Raw genomic sequence first — 21067 nt, forward strand, 5'->3', positions numbered from 1 at the left:
TCACCGCTTGTCGAAGATGATGAACAGCACGGTCAGCTGCATGAGGAGGAAAGGTGGGGTGTTGAGCACGAGGCCGATGACGGCGGGCACGACGATTCCGGGGCGGAGGCGGCTCCGCTCCAGGATGAATGCCGCGACGCCACAACCCAGGCCCAGCGCGAAGCCCGCCAGCACGATGAACGCCCACACGTTGCTGGTCGTCGCACGCGCCAGGGAGCCAGCGTGGAGGTCATTCGTCGCGAAGCATAGACGACGGTCTGGGAATTCCTTGGCGCATTGCTTGCTCATCGCCCGCGCGGGGCGATTGACCTGAAAGCCTGCCCGACGCAGGCTGACGGTCATGGGACGTCATACCGACAAGGTTGGAGATGCCTTTCCCCGGGCGCCTTCGCAGGAAGAATGGGATCGGATGGGGCAGGAGGAGCGGGACCGGGTGGTGGCAACACTGCCGAATGAGGTGACGTACGAAGAGATGGCGATGCCCGAGGGGGACGACCATCAGGAGCCCAAGTTGCTCGCCCGCGAAGCGCTCCGGGGCTACTTCAAGCGTCGCGGGCGCAAGGCTTACGTAGGCTCGGAATTGCCCGTGTATTACCCGGCGGAGCGACGGTTCGCGCCGGACCTGTTGGTCGTGCTGGACGTGGAGAACCACCGACGGAAGAAGTGGTTGGTCAGTCACGAGGGGCACGGGCTCGACTGGGTGATGGAGATCCACGCCGGAGGCGATCGGAAGAAGGATGCCGAGTACAACGTGAGCCGGTATGCCCGTCTGGGAATCCCCGAGTACTTCATCTTCGATGGGGGAGGGCTCGCGTTGGAGGGCTACCGGCTGGCAACACCGGATGCGCGCGTCTACACGCGCATGGAGTCCCGGAATGGTCGCTTCACCTCTGAGGTGTTGGGGCTCGACCTCCAGGTCGAAGGCGAGGACGTGCGCTTCTGGGCAGGCAACGCGCCGTTGCTGGTCTCCGAGGAGTTCATCGAACGCCTGGAAGATCAGACGATGACCCTGCAACGGCGTGCCCAGGAGGAATCCCGGCGCGCGGATGAGGAATCCCGGCGCGCGGACGAGGCCGAACGCCGTTTCAAGGAACTCGAAGCCGAGCTCGCCCGGCTGAAGAAGTCCCAAGGCTGAACCCGCGGACCTCAGGCGAGGGTGAACGCCCTCGCCAATGTCAGCACCTCCACGCGCGTGGCCCCAGCGTCCCGCAGGGCGATGGCGGCGGCTCGCGCAGTGGACCCCGTGGTGAACACATCGTCCACGAGCAGCACCTCCTGCCCCTTCACCGCTCGCGACGCCGCGAACGCTCCCGCCACGTTGCCCGCGCGCTCCGCTTCACTCAGCCCCACCTGCCTTCGCGTCTCCCGCGTGCGCTCCAGCCAGCCCGCAGGTGCTGTCCGCCCCGAGGCCTTCGCCAACTCGCCCGCCAACAGGTGCGCCTGGTCGTACTGCCGTTTCCGGAAGCGCCGCACATGCAGCGGCAGCGCCACCACGCACCCGGGCGCGCTCCTCAGGAACCGCCGCGCTTCGTCCGCGAGCAGCACGCCCAGCGGCGCCGCGAGGTCCGGATGGTCCTCGTACTTGAACCGGTGAATGGCCCTCGCCACCGGGCCTTCATGCGCGAACGGCGCCCACGCCCGGCTGAACGGCGGCGGCACCGTCCGGCAACGGGGACAGGTGTTCCTCGGGAACGCGCCTGGTTCCGCGCATGTCCGGCAACACGCGGGCGGCAGCCGCTCCAACGCCGTGTCACATGTCTCGCAGAACACCGCGCCCACGCCCGGCAGCACCTTCGCGCAGGCCAGACACATGGGCGGGTAAATCAAATCCAGCAGGGCCTTCCACATCACCGGGACTCCCAGGGGCAGCGCATCCGCGCGCCCCTCATGCGAGCCCCGTGCCGCTCACTCCGCCGTGCGGCTCCGCGTCTTGTACGTGAGCACCGGCGCCAGCGTCGCCACCACCCGCACCAGCCCCGCCTCCACCAGGTCCGTCACCACACGGTCGATGGCCTTGTACGCCGGCGGCGCCTCCTCGAAGAGCAGGTCCCGGTCCTCGCACACCACGTGGCTCTTGAAGGACGTGCGCGTCAGCGACTCCGCCGTGAAGCGCTCCTTCATCCGGTCCCGCGCCGCCGAGCGCGTCCACTTGCGCCCCGCGCCGTGCGCCAGGCTGAACGCGCTCTGCTCGCCCGTGCCCACCGGCAACACCAGATAGCTCAGCGCGCCACGACTGCCGGGAATCACCACCGGCCCCTCGTCCCAGGGCGCCGCGCCTTTTCGATGCAACCACCCCACGCGCCCGCCCGAGTGTCGCGCGGTCACGCTGTTGTGGCACACGTCCAACACCCGCCGCCCCGTCGCCCCAATCCCTTCCAACGCCCGTTGCGCCACCAGCGCCCGGTTCGCCTTCGCCCACAACACCGCGCCGTCGTGCCGCGTGAGATAGGCGCGCGCCTCGTCCGAGTCCGCCGCCAGTCCGCCCGCCGCATGCCGGTCGACATGCTTGCGCAGGATGGCCTCCCCCAGCCCGCGCGACCCCGAGTGCACGAGCAACAGCAACCGCTCCTCCCGCAGGCCCAGCGCCTCGAAGACGCGCGCGTCGTGCACCTCCTCCACCCGCTGCACCTCCGCGAAGTGGTTGCCGCCGCCCACCGTGCCCAGCGCCGCCTCGAAGCCCGTGCTCTGCGCGCCGTGCTCCGCGAGGACCGCGCCCGTGTCCCCCTCCCACGGCCCCTCCAGGTCCAGCTTCGCCGCCCACCGCTCCGCCTTCGCCTTGCGCGTCGGCAGGTCCACGTCCCACAGGCCCATGCCACAGCCGATGTCGCTGCCCACGAGGTAGGGATAGAGGAAACCCTCGGACTCGAAGGCGGCGCCCACCGGAGCGCCCTTGCCGGGATGCAGGTCCGGCAGTCCCACCGCGAGCCTCATGCCCGGCAGCCGCGACACGGCCTCCAGTTGGCGGACGGCCTCGCCCTCCACCCAGGACTGGGGCGAGGCGATGATGCGCACGGTCGCGGCCGTGGAGGTTTCAGAAGAGGGTGTGGTCATGATGGCCGCTCCCGACGCGGACCCTTTCCACGCCCTGACGCCCCGGGACCGCCTGCCCGGCCGCCTACTTGTGGTAGGGCTCGCCCTTCAGGATGGTGAACGCGCGGTAGAGCTGCTCGATGAGCACCACCCGCGCCAGCCGGTGGGGCAGCGTCATCCGCGAGAGCGACATCACCTGATGCGCCGCGCCGCGCACCGAGTCATCCAGCCCCTCGTCACCACCAATGACGAAGAGCAGGTCCTTCGCGCCCGTCTGCGCCTTGGCGACGTAGCGGCTGAGCTCCACCGAATCCAGCAGCGTGCCGCGCTCGTCCAGCGCCACCAGCCAGTCCTGCGGCTTGCGCTTGCCGAGGATGGCGGCGGCCTCCGCGGACTTCGCCTCGCCGGGCTTGAGCTTGCGGCCCGAGGCCTCGTTCAGCTCCAAAAGCTCGAAGCGCGTGTAGTGCTCGAGCCGCCGCGCGTACTCCTGCACGGCGGGCTCGAACAGTCCGGAGCGGTCCTTTCCGATGGAGAGGAGGCGGACCTTCACGGGACTAGGACAGCTTCTCCCGGGGCGCGTCCGCCCACAGGCCGTCCAGGTCGTAGAAGGCGCGCACGTCGCCGTTGAACAGGTGGGCCACGACGTCGTCGTAGTCCAGGAGCACCCACTGGCCCGTCTCAAAGCCCTCCGTGCTGATGGGACGCAGCGGCTGCGGGTCCTGCTTGAGCTGCACCTGGACGTTCTCCGCCATGGCGCTCACCTGGCGGTCGCTCTCGCCGGAGGCGATGACGATGTAGTCCGCGTAGGACGTCATCCCGCGCATGTCGAGGATGACGACGTCCGTGGCCTTCTTGTCCAGCAGCAGGTTGCCGATGCGGCGCGCCAGCTCGCGCGCCTTCGCGTTCTCCGCGGGCTTGGGAGGCGCGGGAGGGGCGGCGACCTTCGCGGCCTTCTTGCGCGCGGGGGCCTTCTTGCGCGCCGCCGGACGCAGGCGGGTCTTCGCGGCCTTCTTCGCGGCCGTCTTCTTGCGGGCCGGAGCCCGGGTGCCGGTCTTCGCCTTCGCCTTGGATGCAGGGGTCTTCTTCTTCGTGGCCATGTGGCGGCTACCCTATCGCACCCTTGGCAAGCTTCCAGCGCTCCTCTAAGGGGATCCGTCCATGAGCGACGCCCGCCTGGAACAATTCAAGAAGATGACGGTCCAGTTCCCCGACGCCCCCATGGCCTGGTTCTCCCTGGGGAAGCTCCACCTGGAGCGCAAGGAGTACGACAGCGCCATCCAGAGCCTGGAGAACGCCGTCCGCCTGGACCCGAAATACGCCGCCGCCCTCGTCTCCCTGGGGGACGCCTACGCGGGGGCCGGCAAGACGGACAAGGCGAAGGAGGTGCTCACCACCGCTCGCGACCACGCGCTCGCCCAGCAGCACCCCAGCCTGGCGGAGGAGATCGACGAGCGCATCGCCGACCTGGACTGACGGGCCTTCGCGCCTAGTCCGTGTCCCGCCAGGTGAAGCCCACGCCGAACACCTGGCGTGTGTAGTGCAAGTCATTGCGCGGCAGGCGCGTGCTCCAGAGGCCCCAGGACAGCTCCAGGTCCACGCGAGCGGAGACGGGCCGGGCCAGCTTGAGGGACAGCGAGTTCTGCCCCTCGTCCTCGTCCACCAGGATGATCTCCGGCGACAGGTAGATGCCATCCGGATAGCGCGAGAAGCCCAGCGTCCCCTGCGCCAGCAGCGTCAGCCGCCACGGCAGCCGCACCCCGGCGCTGGCGGTGAGCCGGTGGCGCATCGCCGTCTCGCCGAAGCTGTTGGAACTCACCTCCTGGAAGGCGTAGCTCAGCGACAGCTTCACCGGCCCCCGGTACGCCCAGCCCGCCCCCGCCACCAGCGCGCCGTCCTGCCTGCGCCCCGGGGACGTGGTGTGGCCCGGGAAGGGACGGGCGAGGGGGCCGTAGCGGCGCGAGCCCCATTCCCCAAACACGCTCAGGGTGTGGCGCGGGGTCAGCCGGTAGCGGCCCAGCACCCCCAGCTCCGGGCCGCCGAAGTCGGCGGTGGGGTCCGGGCGGTACACGAAGCGGCGGGCGCCCGCGCGCAGGCGCAGGGCCAGGCGCACGTCCGGAGCGTATTCTGCGAAGAGGCTCGCGCCCAGGTCCGAGTACGCGCGGCTGCCACCCCGCCGGTCCTTGGCGTGCCCTTCGGCGCCCACGCCCCACTCGGTGCCCAGGGCGAGCGAGCCCTCCAGCGCGCCCGCCTGCACCAGCGTGTCCTCGCTCTCGTACTCCACGTACTTGCGCGCGCCCAGCTCGTAGCGGCCCACCACCTGGGCGCGCTCGCCGGTGCCCTTGCCTTCCGCCACGCCCAGCACGCTCAGGGCCAGGTCCGAGCCGGGACCGGGCGTGAGGCGGTCGGAGAAGTCGCGCGGGGCGTTGCTGTCCACGAGCAGCCGGCCGGTGCCCCGGAGCGAGCCCTGCCACTCGGCCGCGCGCGCACGTCCGCCCCAAGGCAACGCGAGGGCGACGAGGAGCGGGAGGAGGCGGCGGTCCAAGACGCGCGCACCATACCCCTTCCCGAGGGCATCCCCACGCTCGCAAGTGTCCCGGCCGACCGCGTCGCCCCGGGGACATCCGGGGGGCGCCCACGGTCGGTGACGGCACACCCGGCCGCCCGGTACATTGCCGCCATGTCTTACGCGTCCTTCCTCGCGGTGGCGGCCGGCCTGTCGCTCACCGCCTGTTCCCCCTCGTCCTTCACCACGGAGGTCCGGGGCGAGGCGACGGTGCCCGCGAGCCCCGCCGGCACCGCCACGCTGCTCAACGCCTTTCCAGCCATCAGCAGCTTCTCCGCGCTGGACTTCAACGAGAACCAGGACTTCAAGAACCGCGACGTCACCAAGGACGAGGTGACGCGCGTGCAGGTGAAGAAGATGACCCTCAAGGTCCTGAGCCCCAACGACCAGGACTTCGGCTTCCTGGACTCGCTGGAGGCCGTGGCCCGCGCGGGCAACTCCGAGTCTCGCTTCGCTTCCCGGGCGGGCATCGCGGGGCTTGGCCTGAATCCTCCCAACCCCACGGTGGAGCTGAACACGGATGGCAGCCTGGACCTGAGGTCCTACGTGGCCGCGCCCAGCATGGCCATCATCCTGCGCGGCACGGGGCGCCTGCCGGAGCGCGAGGTGCGCGTGCAGGCCACGGTGGTGCTGGAGGTGGAGGGCGGCGTGCTGTAGCCGGCCGCCGTGCGCGGCCTCAGGGCGCCAGCGTCTTCGCGCGCTGCTCCAGCGCGCCCGCGCGCCCGTCCAGTTCGTGCTCCAGGGACTCCAGCCGCGCGGCCTCCTGCTCCATCAAGCCGACGTCCTCCGCGCCGCCCGCGGCCAGCGCCTGGGCGCGCACCGGGTCCACCTGGGGACGGCGGTCGCTGGCGGTGACGGAGGGCGGTGTCCCCCCCGCGGAGACCTCGCCCCCGTTTCCGGGCGCGGGGCCGCCCGCGTAGTTCGGCGCCTGGTCCGACTCGCCCGCGCTCACCCACGGCAGGCGGCCACTGCCCCGCTGGGTGGGCGCCAGCTGCAGGCCCCGGTCGCCCGACGTGCGCATGCGCAGGCGGCGGTCCTGGTCGTCGAACATGGACTCCTCCCCCAGGAAGTCGTTCATGCGGCGGTCCAGGTCGCGCTCCTCGCGCACCTCGGTGATGCGTGTCTTCAGCGCCTGGAGCCGCTGGCGCACCTTGTCCTGGGTGTCGCGCAGCGCGTCCGCCTGCGCGAGCAGGTCCTCCGGATCATCCCCGCGCGCCGCGCCATCCAGCGCCGGCACCTGCGAGGCGGGCAGCGCCGCGCGCACGGCCTCCCGCTCGCCGCGCACGGAGCGCATCTGCTCCAAGAGCCGCGCCCGCTCCGCCCGGTCCGTCGTCGCGTCCCACGCCGCGCGCAGGCGCGTCAGCTCCTGGGACAGCGCGCCGTGCAGCGCCAGGTGCGCGCGCTCCACCTCTCCGTCCGCGCCGGACACCGACTGCGCCAGCCCCGTCAGCTCCCCGCTCAGCTCCTGCGAGCGGCGCAGCGCGGCCTCCAGCTCGCCGCCGGGCGTGAGCTTCCCCTGGCGCTGCGCCTTGAGGGACTCGATGCGCGCGGCCAGGCCGTTGAGCTCGTCGCGCAGCCCCTGCTGCCGGGTGCGCAGGGTGCGTGCCTCCGTGCGCGCCGCCTGGGCCTTCGCGCGCGCCTGCTCCAGGCCGGACATCGCCCCGGCGGGAGCCGCCACGAACAGGCACAGGAGGAGGGGGAGGACACGCGACATCATCAAGGGGACACCGTCAGCAAGGCGGATGCCAGTCCTTCCCTCCTACCCCGTTCCCGGGCCCGACGGAAAGCGCCCTGGTTCCGGACACCTGCACGGGCCGGGTGGGGTGGGGTGGGTGGGCCGGACGGTGGAAAGTCATGGCGCCGGGGCGGAGGTGACGGATTTCCGAGGCCCTGAAGCGCCGGGGCCCACGCGCACCGCGTGGGTGGCTATCCCTCCTCGGGGCGCTCGCCGCGGGGCAGGAAGCCGTACTTCTCCAGCTTGTAGTACAGCGCGGAGGTCTTGATGCCCAGCAGGCGGGCTGTCTCCGTCTTCACGCCGCCGGCCTTCTCGTAGGCGCGCGCGATGAGCTGGCGCTCCAGGTCCTCCAGGATTTCCGGCAGGGGGCGGTCGCCCTGGGGCACGGGCAGTCCCGCGTCCATGCGCGGCGTCTGGCCGGCCAGGTGCGGGGGCAGGTCCTGCGGGGTGAGCGTGTCGCCCTCGGCGAAGACGAGCGCCTGCTCCATCACGTTCTCCAGCTCGCGCACGTTGCCGGGCCACGCGTGGCGGGCCAGGGCGCGCAGCGTCGCGTCGTCGATGCCGGTGACGCGCCGGTTGACCCTCGGCGCGTGCTTGGCGACGAAGTGGCGCGCCAGCGCGGGCAGGTCCTCGGGGCGCTCGCGCAGGGGCGGCAGGGTGAGCGGGACGATGTGCAGCCGGTAGTAGAGGTCCTCGCGGAAGCGGCCCGCCTTCACCTCCGCCTGGAGGTCGCGGTGCGTGGCGCTCACCACGCGCACGTCCACCTTGAGCGTCTCCTCGCCGCCCACGCGCTGCAGCTCCTTCTCCTGGAGCACGCGCAAGAGCTTTGTCTGCACGGAGGCGGGAATCTCTCCAATCTCGTCCAGGAAGAGGGTGCCGCCGTCGGCCAGCTCGAAGCGGCCCAGCTTGCGCTTCACCGCGCCCGTGAAGGCGCCGCGCTCGTGGCCGAACAGCTCGCTCTCCAGGAGCGTCTCCGCCAGGGCCGCGCAGTGCACCACGACGAAGGGGCCGTCCTTGCGCGGGGAGCGCTGGTGGATCATCCGGGCGACCAGCTCCTTGCCGGTGCCGCTCTCGCCGCGCACCAGCACGGTGGCGTCGCTCGCGGCCACCTTGCGCACCTGCGCGAGCAGCTTCTGCATGGGCTCGCTGTCGCCCACGAGGTCGCGGTGGGTGAGGGCGGCGTCGGCGTCGTGCGCGTCCGTGCGGGCGGTGAGGCGCTCCACCTGGCGGCGCGTGGCGGACAGCTCCAGCCCCTTGTCCACCTTGGCGCGCAGCACCTCCGGCGGGAAGGGCTTGGTGATGAAGTCGTAGGCGCCCTCCTGCATGGCCTGCACGGCCGTCTCGATGGTTCCGAAAGCCGTCACCACCATGACGACGGCGCCAGGGTCCGCCTGCTTGAGGGCGCGCGTCACGGCGATGCCGTCCAGGCCGTCCATCTTCAGGTCCGTGACGACCAGGTCGAAGGGGCCCTTCTTGTACGCGGCGAGCCCGTCCGCCCCGCTCTTCACCGCGGACACGGTGTGGCCGGAGCGGGTGAGGGTGACGGTCATGCCCTCGCGGAGGGTGTCGTGGTCGTCGATGACGAGGATGCGGGCCATGCGCCTGCTCGGGTGGGAAGGGTGGGGTGCCGCTGAGGGGCCGGCGGCGGAATGCACACGCCAAGCCACCCTACACCGGACCTGCCGGGATGGATGCGCGGCCCCGTGAAAGCGCTGGCGTCCCGGGCCGGGCGGGTGTCTATCCCGGCGCATGGCCCATGCCCCCGCTGCCCTCGTTGCCCTGCTCGCGCGCCACGTCCCCACGGACGACAAGGAGCGCGAGGACCTCTCGCGCATGCGCGACTTCGCCACGTCGCTGGAGTCGCCGTTCTCCCGCTCGCAGGCGGAGGCGCACTTCACCGGCAGCGCGGTGGTGGTGGACGCGACGGGGGAACGGGTGGCGCTGCTGCACCACGCGAAGCTGAAGCGGTGGTTGCAGCCCGGCGGGCACGCGGAGGCCGGGGACGGCGGCGACATGGAGGCCACCGCGCTGCGCGAGGCCCGCGAGGAGACGGGGTGCCGTGTGCACCTGCACCCCAGTGCGCCGCGGCCGTTGGACGTGGACGTGCACGTCATCCCCGCGCGCAAGGACGAGCCCGAGCACCGCCACCTGGATGTCCGCTACCTGGTGGTGGCGGAGGACCCGGAGGCACTTGCGCATGATCCGGCGGAGTCGTTCGGCATCCAGTGGCTGGGTTGGGACGAGGCGCTGGCGCGCGCGGATGAGGCGCCGCTGCGCCGCATGCTGCTCAAGGCGCGCTCGCTTGCTCGCCCGGAACGTCAATGACCCTTGTCGGATGAGTGTCTCTTGGATGAATGTCCAAGCGCCAGATTCCTGATTCACGCGCGGGGAGTTCGCGGGGTTTGAGACAGAAACCGGCTTGAGACGGCTTCATGTCCCGGGGGGGCATGGATGAAACACAGACACCCCGGCAACCTGGGGACACGCTGGGTGGAGGGGGGGCGGCCATGACGGCTTGTCGTCCACCCAGGAGCAGGAGCACGTTTCATGTCGTCGCCGGACGCCGTGTCGCATGGCACCGCCGTGGAAGAATTCTCTTACGCATCCTCGAAAAATGAGAGTGCATCCCGGCCCTATCAGCCCGCCGCCTTGAAGCTCACGCCCCATCCTGTCTGGATGGAGACGATGTTGAGCACGCTCAAGCCCGCGTGGGACGCGGCGTGCATGCCCACGCTGTTCCGGGAGACAGCGGAAGGACGGCATCCGCCCCTGCACGCCTGGCAGCGGTTCCTGGTGCACTGCTTCCCCATCGTCGAGAACTTCCCCAAGTACATGGGGCTGTCGCTGGCGAAGACGACCTATGGCGTGCGTCCGGGCGACGCGAGCATCCGCCGCTGGCTCCTGCAGAACCTGAGCGTGGAGGCCCGCCACGCCGAGTGGTGGATCGACTGGATGCAGGCGTCGGGCGTGGACGCCTCCAGCGCCTTCGAGTCGCCGTGGAGGCCCGAGGTCCAGGCGCTCCACGAGCACCTGCTGGCCACCTGCCGCGATGGGTCGCTGGCGGAGGGCATCGCCGCGTGCAACTGGGCCATCGAGGGGGTCACCGGCGTCTGGACGCGCGCCGTGGTGGAGCCCTTCACCGCGTATGCCCGGGACGGCGTGCGCATGGACGCAGCCGCGCTGCGCTGGCTCCGGGCGCACGCCCGCTACGACGACGCGCACCCGGACGAGGCGCTGGAGATCATCAAGCTGTCCATCGACGTGACGGCGGGGGAGCCGGTGCGCGTGGAGACCGCGGCGCACCGGTCCCTGACGTTGCTGGCGCGCGTCTTCGAGTCCTGCTGCGAGGTGTGAGTCCCCGCGCGGGCTGAAGCAGCCGCTTCATTGGCGGTGATGTCGCAGTCGCAGTCGCAGTCGCAGTCGCAGTCGCAGTCGCAGTCGCGAGGCATGCCGGTCCGGCCTTTCGCTGGACCGGAGGGGGGCATAGAGACATGAATGAGACAGAAGACATCCGGGAGCTGGCCTGGCGTGGGATGTGGTTGTTCCTGCGGTGGGTCCTGCCGCCCTCCATCGTCTGTGCCTACCTCATCGCGATGGCGATGGGGCTGTCGAGCCGGGAGGGGCTGCTCGTCACGGCCACGGTCCTGCCGTTCATCGTGCTGGTGTTCGGGCTGCTGCATCCCTACGTGACGCTGCGGTGGCTGGCGCGCTGGGCCCTGCGGAACCACGCCGGGGACGGCCCGGGGGACCGGCTGCGGCGCGTGCTGGAGTTGCCCTGGCGCTCCATGGTCTTCACCACCTGCGCGGCGTGGACGTTGGGCGGCTTCTTCTTCAGCCTCCCGGTGTGCCTGTGGTTCGGCAAGGACTGGTTCCGGCTGGGGCTGGGCACGCTCATCGCGTTCTGCTTCGGCGTGGTGGTGGCGTTCCCCATCGCGCTGGGGCTGGAGCGGCTGGCGCTGCCGTGGGCGCTGCGCGAGCAGGACGCGCATCCGGAGCTGGCGCCAGCGGGCTCGGGCCCCTTCTGGCCGCGGCAGACGTGGTTCCTGCCCTTCACGTTCCTGTCCACCATCTTCGCCACGGTGGCGCTGAGCGCGTGCGTGGTGGTGGTGAAGCTCCTGAACGTGCGCAACCTGCTGAAGGAGGTGCTGCTGGCGGACGGCGCGAAGCAGGCCGTGGCCCGGTTGGATGACGTGGGCAGCTCGCTGTTCGCGGACCTGGGCTTCGCGCTGCCCTGGGTGGGCGCGTTGGTGTTCATCCTGCCGGCCTTCACCACGTGGATGCTGGCGAGGCGGCAGGCGACGAGCGCGCGCGCGGTGCACGAGGCCATCTCCGGGTTGGCGTCCGGGCGGATCCGCTCGCCGCGCTGGGTGTCCACGGACGAGATGGGCGACCTGGCGTCGGGGATGAACGACGCGCTGTCCCGGCTGCGGAGGTTTCCCCGGCTGCTCCAGACCTCCGCGCAGCGGCTGGGCCAGGCCGGCACCGAGCTGCGCGTGTCGAACGAAGAGCAGCGGCAGGGGCTCACCCGGCAGGCGGCGGCGCTGCACGAGGCGCAGGTCACGTCGGAGGAGCTGCGGCGGGCGTCGCGCGTCGCCGCGGACTCCGCGGAGGAGGTCCTGCGCGTGGCCCGTCGCGCGGAGGCGCTGGGGCAGCAGGGCGAGACCGCGGTGGTCCTGAGCCTGGAGGGGCTGGCGGCCATCCGGAGCGCGGTGTCCGGCATCCAGCAGCGGCTGTCACGCCTGGAGGAGAGCACGGCCCAGATTGGTGAAATCACCGGCGCGGTGAAGGACCTGGCGGACCAGTCCCACCTGCTCGCCGTCAACGCGGCCATCGAGGCGGCGCGCTCGGGCGAGGCGGGGCGGGGCTTCGCGGTGGTGGCGAAGGAGATGCGAGGGCTGTCGGACCAGTCCGTCCAGGCCACCCGGCGCATCCGCAACATCCTCGCGGAGATCAGCCAGGGCATCCGCGACGCGGCGTCCATGAGCGAGCAGGGCGGGCGTCAGGTGGCCGCGGGGTTGGACCAGATGCGCGCCTCCGGCGAGTCCCTGCGCGCGCTGTCTCAGAGCTCGCAGGAGAGCTCCGAGGCCGCGCGGAAGATCGCCAACGCGGTGACGCGGCAGAACGCCGCCTTCTCGCAGATCACCACCGCCATCGCGGACCTGTCGCAGCTGATGGACAGCACCCTGCACCGGCTGTCCTCCACGCAGGAGGCCACGCGGACGCTGCAGGTCGTCTCCGGGGAGGTGGGGCAGATGGCGCTGCAGTTCGACGTCCAGGACGCGGAGTCCGTCAGCGTGCCGGTGCCGCCCCGGGTTCGGGAACAGGGCATGGCAAAGACAGGGTGAAGACGGTCTCGCCCGGCGTGGAGCGCAGGGACAGCTCGCCGCCGTGGGCGCGGACGATCTTCCTCGCGAGCGGCAGCCCCAGGCCGGTGCCCTGCTCGCGGGTGGTGAAGAAGGGCTCGAAGATGCGCTCGCGCTCGGCTTCGGGCACGCCCGGGCCCGCGTCCTGGACGTCGATGGTGTAGCGCCCGTCGCGCACCTCGCCGCGGATGCGCACGTGGCTTCCCGCGGGCGCGGCCTGCACCGCGTTCTTGACCAGGTTCACGAGCGCGGCGGTCAGCAGGCTGCCATCCGCCTCCAGGTGCGCGGGCGCGGCGGCCACGTCCAGGCCCACGCCCCTGCCGTGCGCCTCCGCGGAGAGCAGCTCGCACGCGTTGGACACCAGAACCGGCGCCTCCATGGGCGCGCGCGCCAGCGGCTGCTCGCGGGCGAAGGCGAGGAAGTCCTCGACGATGCGCTGGAGGTAGGCGACCTCGCGCTGGATGCGCTCCACGTGGCCGTGCGCGTCCGCGTGGGCGCCCGCGCGCAGGTCCTCCTGGAGGAGGCCGGAGAAGAGCGCGATGCCGCCCAGCGGGTTGCGCACCTCGTGGGCCACGCCCGCGAGCATCAGCTTGAGCTGCCGGTCCCGGCTCTCCAGCGCGCCGCGCATGACCTCCAGCTCGCGCGCGAGCACGCCGATTTCACGGGTGGGCTCCGGCGGCACGGGGGTGGTCAGGTCGCCCCGGCCGATGCGCAGCGCGGAGTCCATCAGCCGCCGCAGCGGGCCGGCCAGCCCCCGGGCGGTGAGGACGGCGATGACGGCGAGCACGGCGAGCGCCACGGCGCTGGCCATGACGAACGTGCGCCACAGCCGCCGCAGCGGTCCGAAGAAGGCCGCGCTGCCCTCCACGCCGATGGCGCCCACCACCTGACCGTCCTGGACCACGGGCGCGTAGCCCGTCTTGTAGAGCAGCCCGTCGGAGCCGGTGAAGAGCACCTGGCTGGCGGCGCGCTTGCCGGCGAGGACGCGCGTCAGCTCCAGCCGGTCGCGCGCGAGGTCGGGGAGTTCGGTGCCCACGGGCAGGTTGCCGCCCGCGTCCGCGCGCACGCGGCCCCGCGCGTCCACGGCGTACACCCGGCGCACGCCGCTCGCGGCGCGCACGCCGTCCAGCAGGCGCACGAGGTTCTTCCACGTGCGGGTGCCGGACACGTCGTCGCCGGGCTCGATGGTGAGCATGCGCTCGCCGCTGACCTGGCTGGCGGTGGCGGCGGCGAGCGCGGACAGGCTCGCGCCCAGCTCGTCCTCCAGGCTCGCGCGGGCGAGCGCGTACACGGAAGCGCCCGCGAGCGTGAGGAAGAGCAGCGTGGGCAGGAGGAACGCCAGCAGGAGCCGCGCGGACAGCGAGCCCAGCGCGTCCCGCAGGCGGGAGGAATGGGGGCGTTGCTTCATCCGGGCGGCGCTCCTCGCACCCCCGCATCAAACGGCATGCCCCCGTCGCTGGCCAGTCCTTGTTCCGCGCCGGAGCGGGTGCCCTCGGATGCCAGGGACGCGCGCGTCAGGAAGGGGTTCGCGAAACGCGTCAGACCCGACTGCTAGATGAGAGGGATTGAGGGGGCGCGCCATGCGAACAGGGTGGCTGGGAGGATTCAGCGCGGGGCTGATGGGCGTCCTGTCGCTCACGGCCTGTGGGACGCCGGGCTCGCGGGCCATGCCGGTGGGGATGCACGGCTACGGGCGCTATCACAGCGCTTCACCGGCTGCGTTCACGCGCGACATGGACTGGCGGAACGCGGGTCCGGGCGGCGCGGTCAGTGGTGAGGAGCTGGGGCGCTACCTCGCGTTCATCCGCGAGAAGCGGGCCGCCCTGAAGCAGCTCTCCGAACTGGAGACGGAGCGTCAGGTAGGGCAGGCCGCGCTCGATGACCTGCTGCTCTGGGCCTCCGCGCGGACGGAGGAGGAGCTCGCGAAGGACGAGCCGCTGGAGGTGTACCTGCGGCTGAAGGCCCGCCACGCGCAGGCCCTGCTCGACGACGCCAGGCGCTCCGCGCGGGTGGAGGCGAAGCTGGAGGAGTTCCACCGCTGGGCGGACGCGCGCCGTCAGGTCCTGGCGGACGCGCACTTCCGGAGGCTCGGGAGCGACGGGCTGCTCACCGAGAGCGCGCGCTACGAGGAGACGCAGCAGGCCTTGCTGGACGCGGTGCTGGACTGGGCCTACACGCACACGGAGGACCCGGACTTCCCGCGCAAGGGCCCCAGCGAGGTGGCGGCCTACCTGCTGGCGCGCGACAGCTTCCTGGCGTCGGCGGTGGAGGCCAGCCGCTTCGCGTCCCCCACCTGGGACCCGGCCCGCGAGCCCCCGGGCATCGCGCCGGAAGAGCTGGTGCTGGAGATCGCCCTGGGGCTGCTGCCCGTCACCGGAGAGGTGTCGGACGTGAGCGGCGCGGTGCTGGGGCAGAGCCTCCTGGGCTACCCGCTGACGGACGGCGAGCGGCTGCTGTGCGCGGTGAGCGTGGCGCTGCCGGTGGTGTCGGGGCGCCTGTTGCCGGAAGGAGCGCAGGGTGTGGAGCAGGTGGCGCTCCTGACGGGCCGGAGCCTGCGCGAGGTGCGGGTGCTGCAGCGGGTGGTGCAGCACCTGTCGCCGAAGGAGGCGCAGGAGTTGAGAGAGGTGCTGCGAGCGGCGGGACGCGGTGAGCCCGTGTCCGCGGAGGACGTGGAGAAGTTGCGGGCGCTGGCGAAGCGGCTGGAGGTGCCGCTCGCGGAAGCGGGCCGGGTGCTGGCCCGGGGCGACCGCGTGGCGCGGGTGGGCTTACGGGCGACGGCGGAGGGCGCGAGCCTGGTGCCGGGCAGCGCGGAGCACCTGGCGCAGGCGTGGGTGGACTACCAGTTCCGCCACCCGGGCAAGTACCCGCGCTTCAGCTACGCCGTGGATCCGGAGTGGGAGCGGCTCTTCCAGACGGTCATCCAGAACAAGGGCGCGGGTGGTGCGTTCGAACAGTCCGTGCTCCAGGGCCGGAAGCTGCCGAAGAACACGGACCCCTTGTTGCCGCCGCCGGGGAGCAAGGCCCAGGGCTTCATTCCGGACGCGGTGTCAGGTCACGAGGGGGACCTGGTCTGGGGCAGCGCCTACGACTTCGTCGAGGTGATTGGGCGCAAGGAGCTGGCGCTCACCGGCAACCTGGAAGCCATGCTGGAGTATGTGAAGCGGTATGGTGGCTCCATCGAGCTCTGGATCCGTTCCGCCAGACATCCCGAGGGCGCGATTCGACTCACGGCGCCGCTGGATGCGCGGCTCGAGGAGCTCAAGCAAATGAACCGTGCCAACGTCCGGTCCTTTCCTTGAAGCGACGCTGCGGAAGGCCAGCTCGTCGACACTCCGGGCCGCGAGGCCTTCTTCGACCTGCCCCCCTCACGAAGCCCACGCGCGCGCCAGACGTGTCCTGGATGCTGCACACGCGCTGACGTCCCTCCGTCAGTCGAACATCGCCGCCAGCGCCTCGCTCAGGGTCTCCACGCCCACCACCTGGAGCTTCGTCGCCTCCACGCGCCGCGCGCTGCCCGCGGGCAGCACCACCCGCTGGAAGCCCATCTTCGCGGCCTCCGCGAGCCTCGGCTCCACCTGGCCCACCGCGCGCACCTCGCCCGCGAGCCCCACCTCACCCAGCACCAGCGTCTTCGCGTCCAACGGCCGGTTCTGGAGGCTGCTCACCAGCGCCGCGCACACCGCCAGGTCACACGCCGGTTCGCTCAACTGCATGCCGCCCGCCACGTTCACGAACAGGTCGCAGCCCACCAGCGGAATCTCCTCCTTCTTCTCCAGCACCGCCGCCAGCAGCGCCACGCGGTTGCCGTCCACGCCAATCGCCGTGCGCCGCGCCGTGCCGTAGCCGGTGGGCGCCACCAGCGCCTGCACCTCCACCAGCAGCGGCCGCGTGCCGTTGAGCGTGCTCGTCACCACGCTGCCGGACTTGCCCTGCGGACGCTCGGAGAGGAACAGCGCGGACGGGTCCGCCACCTCCACCAGCCCCGCGCCCTTCATCTCGAAGACGCCAATCTCGTTGGTGCTGCCGAAGCGGTTCTTGTGCGCGCGCAGGAGCCGGAACGGGTGGCCCCGTTCGCCCTCGAAGTAGAGGACCGTGTCCACCATGTGCTCCAGCACGCGGGGGCCCGCGATGGAGCCCTCCTTCGTCACGTGCCCCACCAGGAAGGTGGGCACCCCGCTGCGCTTGGCGAACGCCATCAGCCGGCCCGCCACCTCGCGCACCTGGGTGATGCTGCCCGGCGCGTTGCCCAGCTCCGGCAGGTACATGGTCTGGATGGAGTCCACCACCAGCGCCTGCGGCTTGAGCGCCTCCGCCGCCTGGAGCACCCGCTCCGCGTCCGTCTCCGCGAACAGGTGGATGGCGTCCCCCTCCACCCGCAGGCGCTCCGCGCGCATCTTCGTCTGCCGCAGGCTCTCTTCACCCGACACGTAGAGCACCGGCCCGTGCCGAGACAGCTTGTCCAGCGCCGCCAGCAGCAGCGTGGACTTGCCGATGCCCGGGTCGCCTCCCAGCAGCACCAGCGAGCCGCCCACCACGCCGCCGCCCAGCACGCGGTCGAACTCCGTGATGCCCGTCCTGCGGCGCACCTCCGTCTCCGCCGTCACGTCCTGCAGCTTCACCGGCCGGGAGGAGCCCCCCGAAGCGCCCCACGCCGGGCGCTTGTCGTCCACCTTCGCTTCGGTCTCCTCCAGGAGCGAGCTCCAGGCCCCGCAGTCCGGACACTTCCCGAGCCACTTCGCCGTCTGGTAGCCGCAGGCCTGACAGGTGTAGTGCGTCTTCGCCTTCGCCATGGGTTGGAGTGTCTACCCCAGACCCCTGACGTTTCCCCGCCTCATGCGCGCGCCATGCCAGCAGGGCAGGCAAGCAACATGCCGTGGATCAGGTAGCGAGTTGCCCTACAGGGCGGGGCAACCCACTTTCTGGACCACGGGCGACGCGGGAAGCGCGCCCCCCACACAGGGAGAGTGCCATGGGGATTATCGCTTTTCTGGTGATTGGTCTGGTCGCGGGTCTGATCGCTCGAGCCATCATGCCGGGCAACCAGTCGATGGGGCTCATCGCCACCACGCTGCTGGGCATCGCCGGTTCGTTCGTGGGCGGCTTCATCGGGTCTCTGTTCTCCAGTGACGGCCGGGTCTTCGACCTGCACCCCACGGGCCTGTTGTTCTCCGTCCTGGGCGCACTGGTCGTGCTGTTCCTCGTGGGCTTCGCTGGCCGCGGACGTCGCGTCCACGTCTAGCCGCACGAGGCTCCCCGGCCGATGAGGCGGGAGACAGCCTGGGGACGTCCGTGAGGAGCGGACGTCCCTTTCTGTTTTCGCGGGCCTTTCCGGGCGGGCCCCAAGAGGGGAGGGCGACTCGTCAACCCCATGTCGCGAGAGCGTTGACAATAGGCTCCGGGCCACGCACCGTCGGCCCCCTGACGCCTCCCCAAGGAGCCCGCATGTCCGACACCGCCGAGTCCTTCCACGGCCACGCCCACCACGCCGCCCCCGTCCCGGAAGGGGTGACGGTGCGGCACGACTGGTCGCTCGCGGAGGTGAAGGCGCTGTACCAGTTGCCGCTGCTGGACCTCGTGCACAAGGCGCAGACGGTGCACCGGCAGGTGTTCGTGGAGAACAAGGTGCAGCTGTGCTCGCTGCTCTCCATCAAGACGGGGGGATGTCCCGAGGACTGCGCGTACTGCCCGCAGGCGGCTCGCTACAAGACGGGCGTGAAGGCGGAGAAGCTGATGGCGGTGCCGGAGGTGCTGGCCGCCGCGTCCCAGGCGCGCGCCGCCGGGGCCACCCGCTTCTGCATGGGCGCCGCGTGGCGTGAGGTGAAGGACGGCCCGCAGTTCGACAGCGTGCTGGAGATGGTGAAGGGCGTGCGGGCCCTGGGCATGGAGGCGTGCGCCACGCTGGGCATGCTCACCGACAGTCAGGCGAAGCGCCTGCGCGAGGCGGGGCTGTCCGCGTACAACCACAACCTGGATACCTCTCCGGAGCACTACGGCGACATCATCTCCACCCGCACCTATGACGACCGGCTGAAGACGCTCAACCGGGTGCGCGACGCGGGCATCTCCGTGTGCTGCGGAGGCATCATCGGCATGGGCGAGTCCGTGGACGACCGCTGCAACCTGCTGCGCACGCTGGCCAACCAGGAGGTGCACCCGGAGTCGGTGCCCATCAACGCGCTGGTGGCCGTGGAGGGCACGCCGCTGTCCGACCAGCAGCGCGTGGAGACGGTGGACATGGTGCGCACCATCGCCACCGCGCGCCTGCTCATGCCGCAGTCCATGGTGCGCCTGTCCGCGGGCCGCATGCAGATGAACGAAGAGGCGCAGCTGCTCTGCATGATGGCGGGCGCCAACTCGCTCTTCTTCGGGGAGAAGCTGCTCACCACCGGCAACCCCGAGTACACCCAGGACATGGCGCTCCTGGAGAAGGCGGGCATCCGCCCCCTGGAGCCCCGGCAGGACCGGTGAGCTCCGTCACGCAGGTCGCGGACCGCTGGGCGCGCGAGGACCTGGAGGCCCTGTCCGCGAGGGGCCTCCGCCGCGCGCTGGAGCCGCTCGATTCGCCCCAGGGCGCGGAGGTGCGCCTGGGGGACGAGCGGCTGGTCAACTTCTCCTCCAATGACTACCTGGGCCTCGCGGCGTCGCCCGCCGTGCGCGCCGCCGCGGCGTCCGCGCTGGAGCGTTACGGCGTGGGCACCGGCGCCAGCCGCCTCGTCGTGGGGGACATGGTGCCGCATCAGCGGCTGGAGGCGCGGCTCGCCCGCTTCGAGCGCGCGGAGGCCGTGCGCCTCTTCAACTCCGGCTACGCGGCCAACACCGGCATCCTGCCCGCGCTGGTGGGCCCCGGCGACGCGGTGTTCTCCGACGCGCTCAACCACGCCTCGCTGGTGGACGGCTGCCGGCTGTCGCGCGCGCGCGTCGTCGTCTATCCGCACTCGGACGTGGCCGCGCTCACCCACGCGCTCGCGCAGACGCCCGCGCGGCGCAAGCTGGTGGTCACCGACAGCGTGTTCTCCATGGATGGGGACGTGGCCCCGCTGCGCGAGCTGGTGGCCGCGTGCGAGGCCCACGGCGCCGCGCTGATGGTGGACGAGGCGCACGCCACCGGCGTCCTGGGGGCGCGCGGCGCGGGGCTGTGCGAGGCGCTGGGCGTGGAGGAGCGCGTGGACCTGCGCATGGGCACGCTGAGCAAGGCGCTGGGCGGGCTGGGGGCGTACGTGGCCACCTCGCGCGCGGTGGCGGACCTGCTGGTGAGCCGCGCACGGCCCTTCGTCTATTCCACCGCGCTGCCCGCCGCCCTGTGCGCCGCCGCCGAGCGCGCCGTGGACCTGGTGGAGCACGACCCCGTTCCGCGTGAGCGGCTGTGGGGGCACATCCGTCGTTTCACCGAGGGTCTGCGGGCGCTGGGACTGCCCGCTGAACCCCGGAGCGCCATCTTCCCGGTCATCCTGGGCGAGCCGTCCCGCGCGCTGGATGCGGCCGGTCGCCTGCGCGAGGCGGGCCTCCTGGTGAAGGCCATCCGCCCGCCCACCGTGCCGGACGGCACCAGCCGGCTTCGCTTCTGTCTCTCCGCGGCCCACACGACGGGCCACATCGACCTGGCGCTGGAGGCCCTGCGCCGGGTGGGAGTCTCCCGTGGCACCTGAGGCACTCCAGTTCTTCGTCACCGGCACGGACACGGGCGTGGGCAAGACGCAGGTGTCGTGCGCGCTGCTGTCGCTCCTGAAGGACGCGGGCCATGCGCCCCAGGGTTTCAAGCCCTACGAGAGCGGCTGCGCGTCCCTGCGCGCCCCGGCGGACGCGCTGTCCATGCGCGAGGCCGCGGGCAGCACGCTGCCGGTGGACGCCGTGTGTCCGCACCGCTTCAAGGCGCCGCTGGCCCCGGGCATCGCCGCGGCCCGGTTGGGAAGGGAGCCGGACTTCCGCGTGACGCTGGACGCGTGGAAGCGGCTGAAGGGCGGATCCGTGGTGGTGGAGGGGGCAGGGGGGCTGTTCGTGCCGGTGGATTCGAAGCGCGACGTGGTGGACCTGATCCAGGCCTTCCGCCTGCCGGTGGTGCTGGTGGCGCGCGCGGGGCTGGGCACGCTCAACCATGTAGCGCTGTCGCTGGAGGCGCTCGCGGCGCGGAGGGTGTCCGTGCGGGCGGTGGTGCTGTCGCGCGGGGTGCCCGGGCGCGATCTGGCGGAGCGGGACAACCGCCGCTACCTCGAGGCCCGCCACGGCGTGGAGGTGCTGGGGCCCGTGCCGTATGTGGAGGACCCGAGAAAGCGCCGGCAGGCCTTCCGGCGGGCGCTGGCGCCGCTGGTGCCCGAACGCGCGCAGGGCCGATAAATCGGCCTCCGGCGCATTCGCCACCGGGCCCGCGTGCTACAGGCC

General features: G+C 71.7%; 21 protein-coding genes. 11 read left to right on the forward strand and 10 right to left on the reverse strand.

Translation table 11 applies throughout. The annotated features are described in order from the left end of the window. The gene (locus KYK13_RS05580; RefSeq protein WP_223642540.1) at positions 1-342 is read right to left on the reverse strand and encodes a hypothetical protein; all 342 of its coding nucleotides are present in this window, start codon (positions 340-342) and stop codon (positions 1-3) included. Here KYK13_RS05580 and KYK13_RS05585 point away from each other — a divergent pair. Continuing rightward, the gene (locus KYK13_RS05585) at positions 341-1135 is read left to right on the forward strand and encodes a Uma2 family endonuclease (RefSeq protein WP_223642542.1); all 795 of its coding nucleotides are present in this window, start codon (positions 341-343) and stop codon (positions 1133-1135) included. The genes KYK13_RS05580 and KYK13_RS05585 overlap by 2 nt on opposite strands. Before the next feature lie 11 nt (positions 1136-1146). Here KYK13_RS05585 and KYK13_RS05590 read toward each other — a convergent pair whose 3' ends face one another. From KYK13_RS05590 to rsfS, 4 genes are all read right to left on the reverse strand, one after another. After that, a complete protein-coding gene (locus tag KYK13_RS05590) occupies positions 1147-1848 on the reverse strand; it encodes a ComF family protein (RefSeq protein WP_223642544.1) in 702 nt (233 codons plus the stop codon). Positions 1849-1905: 57 nt separating this feature from the next. Then, positions 1906-3051, reverse strand: a complete 1146-nt coding sequence (locus KYK13_RS05595; RefSeq protein ID WP_223642546.1) for an RNA ligase RtcB family protein — start codon at positions 3049-3051, stop codon at positions 1906-1908. A 64-nt stretch (positions 3052-3115) separates the two neighbouring features. After that, a complete protein-coding gene (locus tag KYK13_RS05600; protein ID WP_223642547.1) occupies positions 3116-3580 on the reverse strand; it encodes a 23S rRNA (pseudouridine(1915)-N(3))-methyltransferase RlmH in 465 nt (154 codons plus the stop codon). Between the two features lie 4 nt (positions 3581-3584). Continuing rightward, on the reverse strand, positions 3585-4127 hold the full coding sequence (gene rsfS, locus KYK13_RS05605; protein WP_223642549.1) for a ribosome silencing factor: 543 nt from the start codon (positions 4125-4127) through the stop codon (positions 3585-3587). Positions 4128-4188: 61 nt separating this feature from the next. On the opposite strand from rsfS, the gene KYK13_RS05610 reads away from it, so the two are divergent. Beyond that, positions 4189-4503 carry a tetratricopeptide repeat protein gene (locus KYK13_RS05610; RefSeq protein WP_223642552.1) on the forward strand — a complete coding sequence of 105 codons (315 nt, stop codon included), beginning with the start codon at positions 4189-4191 and terminating at the stop codon, positions 4501-4503. A gap of 13 nt (positions 4504-4516) precedes the next feature. Here the strand turns inward: KYK13_RS05610 and KYK13_RS05615 are convergent, their stop codons facing one another. After that, on the reverse strand, positions 4517-5572 hold the full coding sequence (locus KYK13_RS05615) for a hypothetical protein (protein WP_223642554.1): 1056 nt from the start codon (positions 5570-5572) through the stop codon (positions 4517-4519). Positions 5573-5707: 135 nt separating this feature from the next. On the opposite strand from KYK13_RS05615, the gene KYK13_RS05620 reads away from it, so the two are divergent. Beyond that, positions 5708-6250 (forward strand): hypothetical protein, encoded by a 543-nt coding sequence (locus KYK13_RS05620; RefSeq protein WP_223642556.1) that lies wholly within the window; start codon positions 5708-5710, stop codon positions 6248-6250. 19 nt (positions 6251-6269) lie between these two features. On the opposite strand, the gene KYK13_RS05625 is transcribed toward KYK13_RS05620, so the two are convergent. Continuing rightward, positions 6270-7310, reverse strand: coding sequence for a TetR family transcriptional regulator (locus KYK13_RS05625; protein WP_223642558.1), 1041 nt, complete (start codon positions 7308-7310; stop codon positions 6270-6272). A gap of 209 nt (positions 7311-7519) precedes the next feature. Then, positions 7520-8926 carry a sigma-54 dependent transcriptional regulator gene (locus KYK13_RS05630; protein WP_223642560.1) on the reverse strand — a complete coding sequence of 469 codons (1407 nt, stop codon included), beginning with the start codon at positions 8924-8926 and terminating at the stop codon, positions 7520-7522. A gap of 151 nt (positions 8927-9077) precedes the next feature. Here KYK13_RS05630 and KYK13_RS05635 point away from each other — a divergent pair, with 151 nt between their 5' ends. The 3 genes from KYK13_RS05635 to KYK13_RS05645 all read left to right on the forward strand — a co-directional run bounded on the left by KYK13_RS05635 (position 9078) and on the right by KYK13_RS05645 (position 12673). Beyond that, positions 9078-9653, forward strand: a complete 576-nt coding sequence (locus KYK13_RS05635; RefSeq protein WP_223642561.1) for an NUDIX hydrolase — start codon at positions 9078-9080, stop codon at positions 9651-9653. 360 nt (positions 9654-10013) lie between these two features. Then, positions 10014-10682, forward strand: a complete 669-nt coding sequence (locus tag KYK13_RS05640; RefSeq protein ID WP_223642562.1) for a TenA family transcriptional regulator — start codon at positions 10014-10016, stop codon at positions 10680-10682. 137 nt (positions 10683-10819) lie between these two features. Beyond that, entirely contained in the window at positions 10820-12673 is a 1854-nt protein-coding gene (locus KYK13_RS05645) for a methyl-accepting chemotaxis protein (protein WP_223642563.1), read from the forward strand. Here the strand turns inward: KYK13_RS05645 and KYK13_RS05650 are convergent. Beyond that, positions 12618-14099, reverse strand: coding sequence for a HAMP domain-containing sensor histidine kinase (locus tag KYK13_RS05650; protein WP_223642565.1), 1482 nt, complete (start codon positions 14097-14099; stop codon positions 12618-12620). The two genes, KYK13_RS05645 and KYK13_RS05650, sit on opposite strands and share 56 nt — an antisense overlap. Before the next feature lie 172 nt (positions 14100-14271). Between KYK13_RS05650 and KYK13_RS05655 the strand changes: the two genes are divergently transcribed. Next, positions 14272-15990, forward strand: coding sequence for a hypothetical protein (locus KYK13_RS05655; protein ID WP_223642566.1), 1719 nt, complete (start codon positions 14272-14274; stop codon positions 15988-15990). Positions 15991-16119: 129 nt separating this feature from the next. On the opposite strand, the gene radA is transcribed toward KYK13_RS05655, so the two are convergent. Further along, entirely contained in the window at positions 16120-17481 is a 1362-nt protein-coding gene (radA, locus tag KYK13_RS05660; RefSeq protein ID WP_223642569.1) for a DNA repair protein RadA, read from the reverse strand. 179 nt (positions 17482-17660) lie between these two features. Between radA and KYK13_RS05665 the strand changes: the two genes are divergently transcribed. The 4 genes from KYK13_RS05665 (at position 17661) to bioD (ending at position 21022) form a co-directional block, all read left to right on the forward strand. Next, positions 17661-17930 carry a GlsB/YeaQ/YmgE family stress response membrane protein gene (locus tag KYK13_RS05665; RefSeq protein WP_223642571.1) on the forward strand — a complete coding sequence of 90 codons (270 nt, stop codon included), beginning with the start codon at positions 17661-17663 and terminating at the stop codon, positions 17928-17930. Positions 17931-18133: 203 nt separating this feature from the next. After that, positions 18134-19159, forward strand: coding sequence for a biotin synthase BioB (gene bioB / locus KYK13_RS05670; protein ID WP_223642573.1), 1026 nt, complete (start codon positions 18134-18136; stop codon positions 19157-19159). Then, the gene (gene bioF / locus KYK13_RS05675; protein WP_223642574.1) at positions 19156-20337 is read left to right on the forward strand and encodes an 8-amino-7-oxononanoate synthase; all 1182 of its coding nucleotides are present in this window, start codon (positions 19156-19158) and stop codon (positions 20335-20337) included. Before bioB ends, bioF begins: the two co-directional genes overlap by 4 nt. Further along, positions 20327-21022 carry a dethiobiotin synthase gene (bioD, locus tag KYK13_RS05680; RefSeq protein ID WP_223642576.1) on the forward strand — a complete coding sequence of 232 codons (696 nt, stop codon included), beginning with the start codon at positions 20327-20329 and terminating at the stop codon, positions 21020-21022. Before bioF ends, bioD begins: the two co-directional genes overlap by 11 nt. The last annotated feature ends 45 nt before the right edge of the window (positions 21023-21067 follow it).

It is taken from the genome of Corallococcus sp. EGB, assembly GCF_019968905.1.
GTDB lineage: Bacteria > Myxococcota > Myxococcia > Myxococcales > Myxococcaceae > Corallococcus.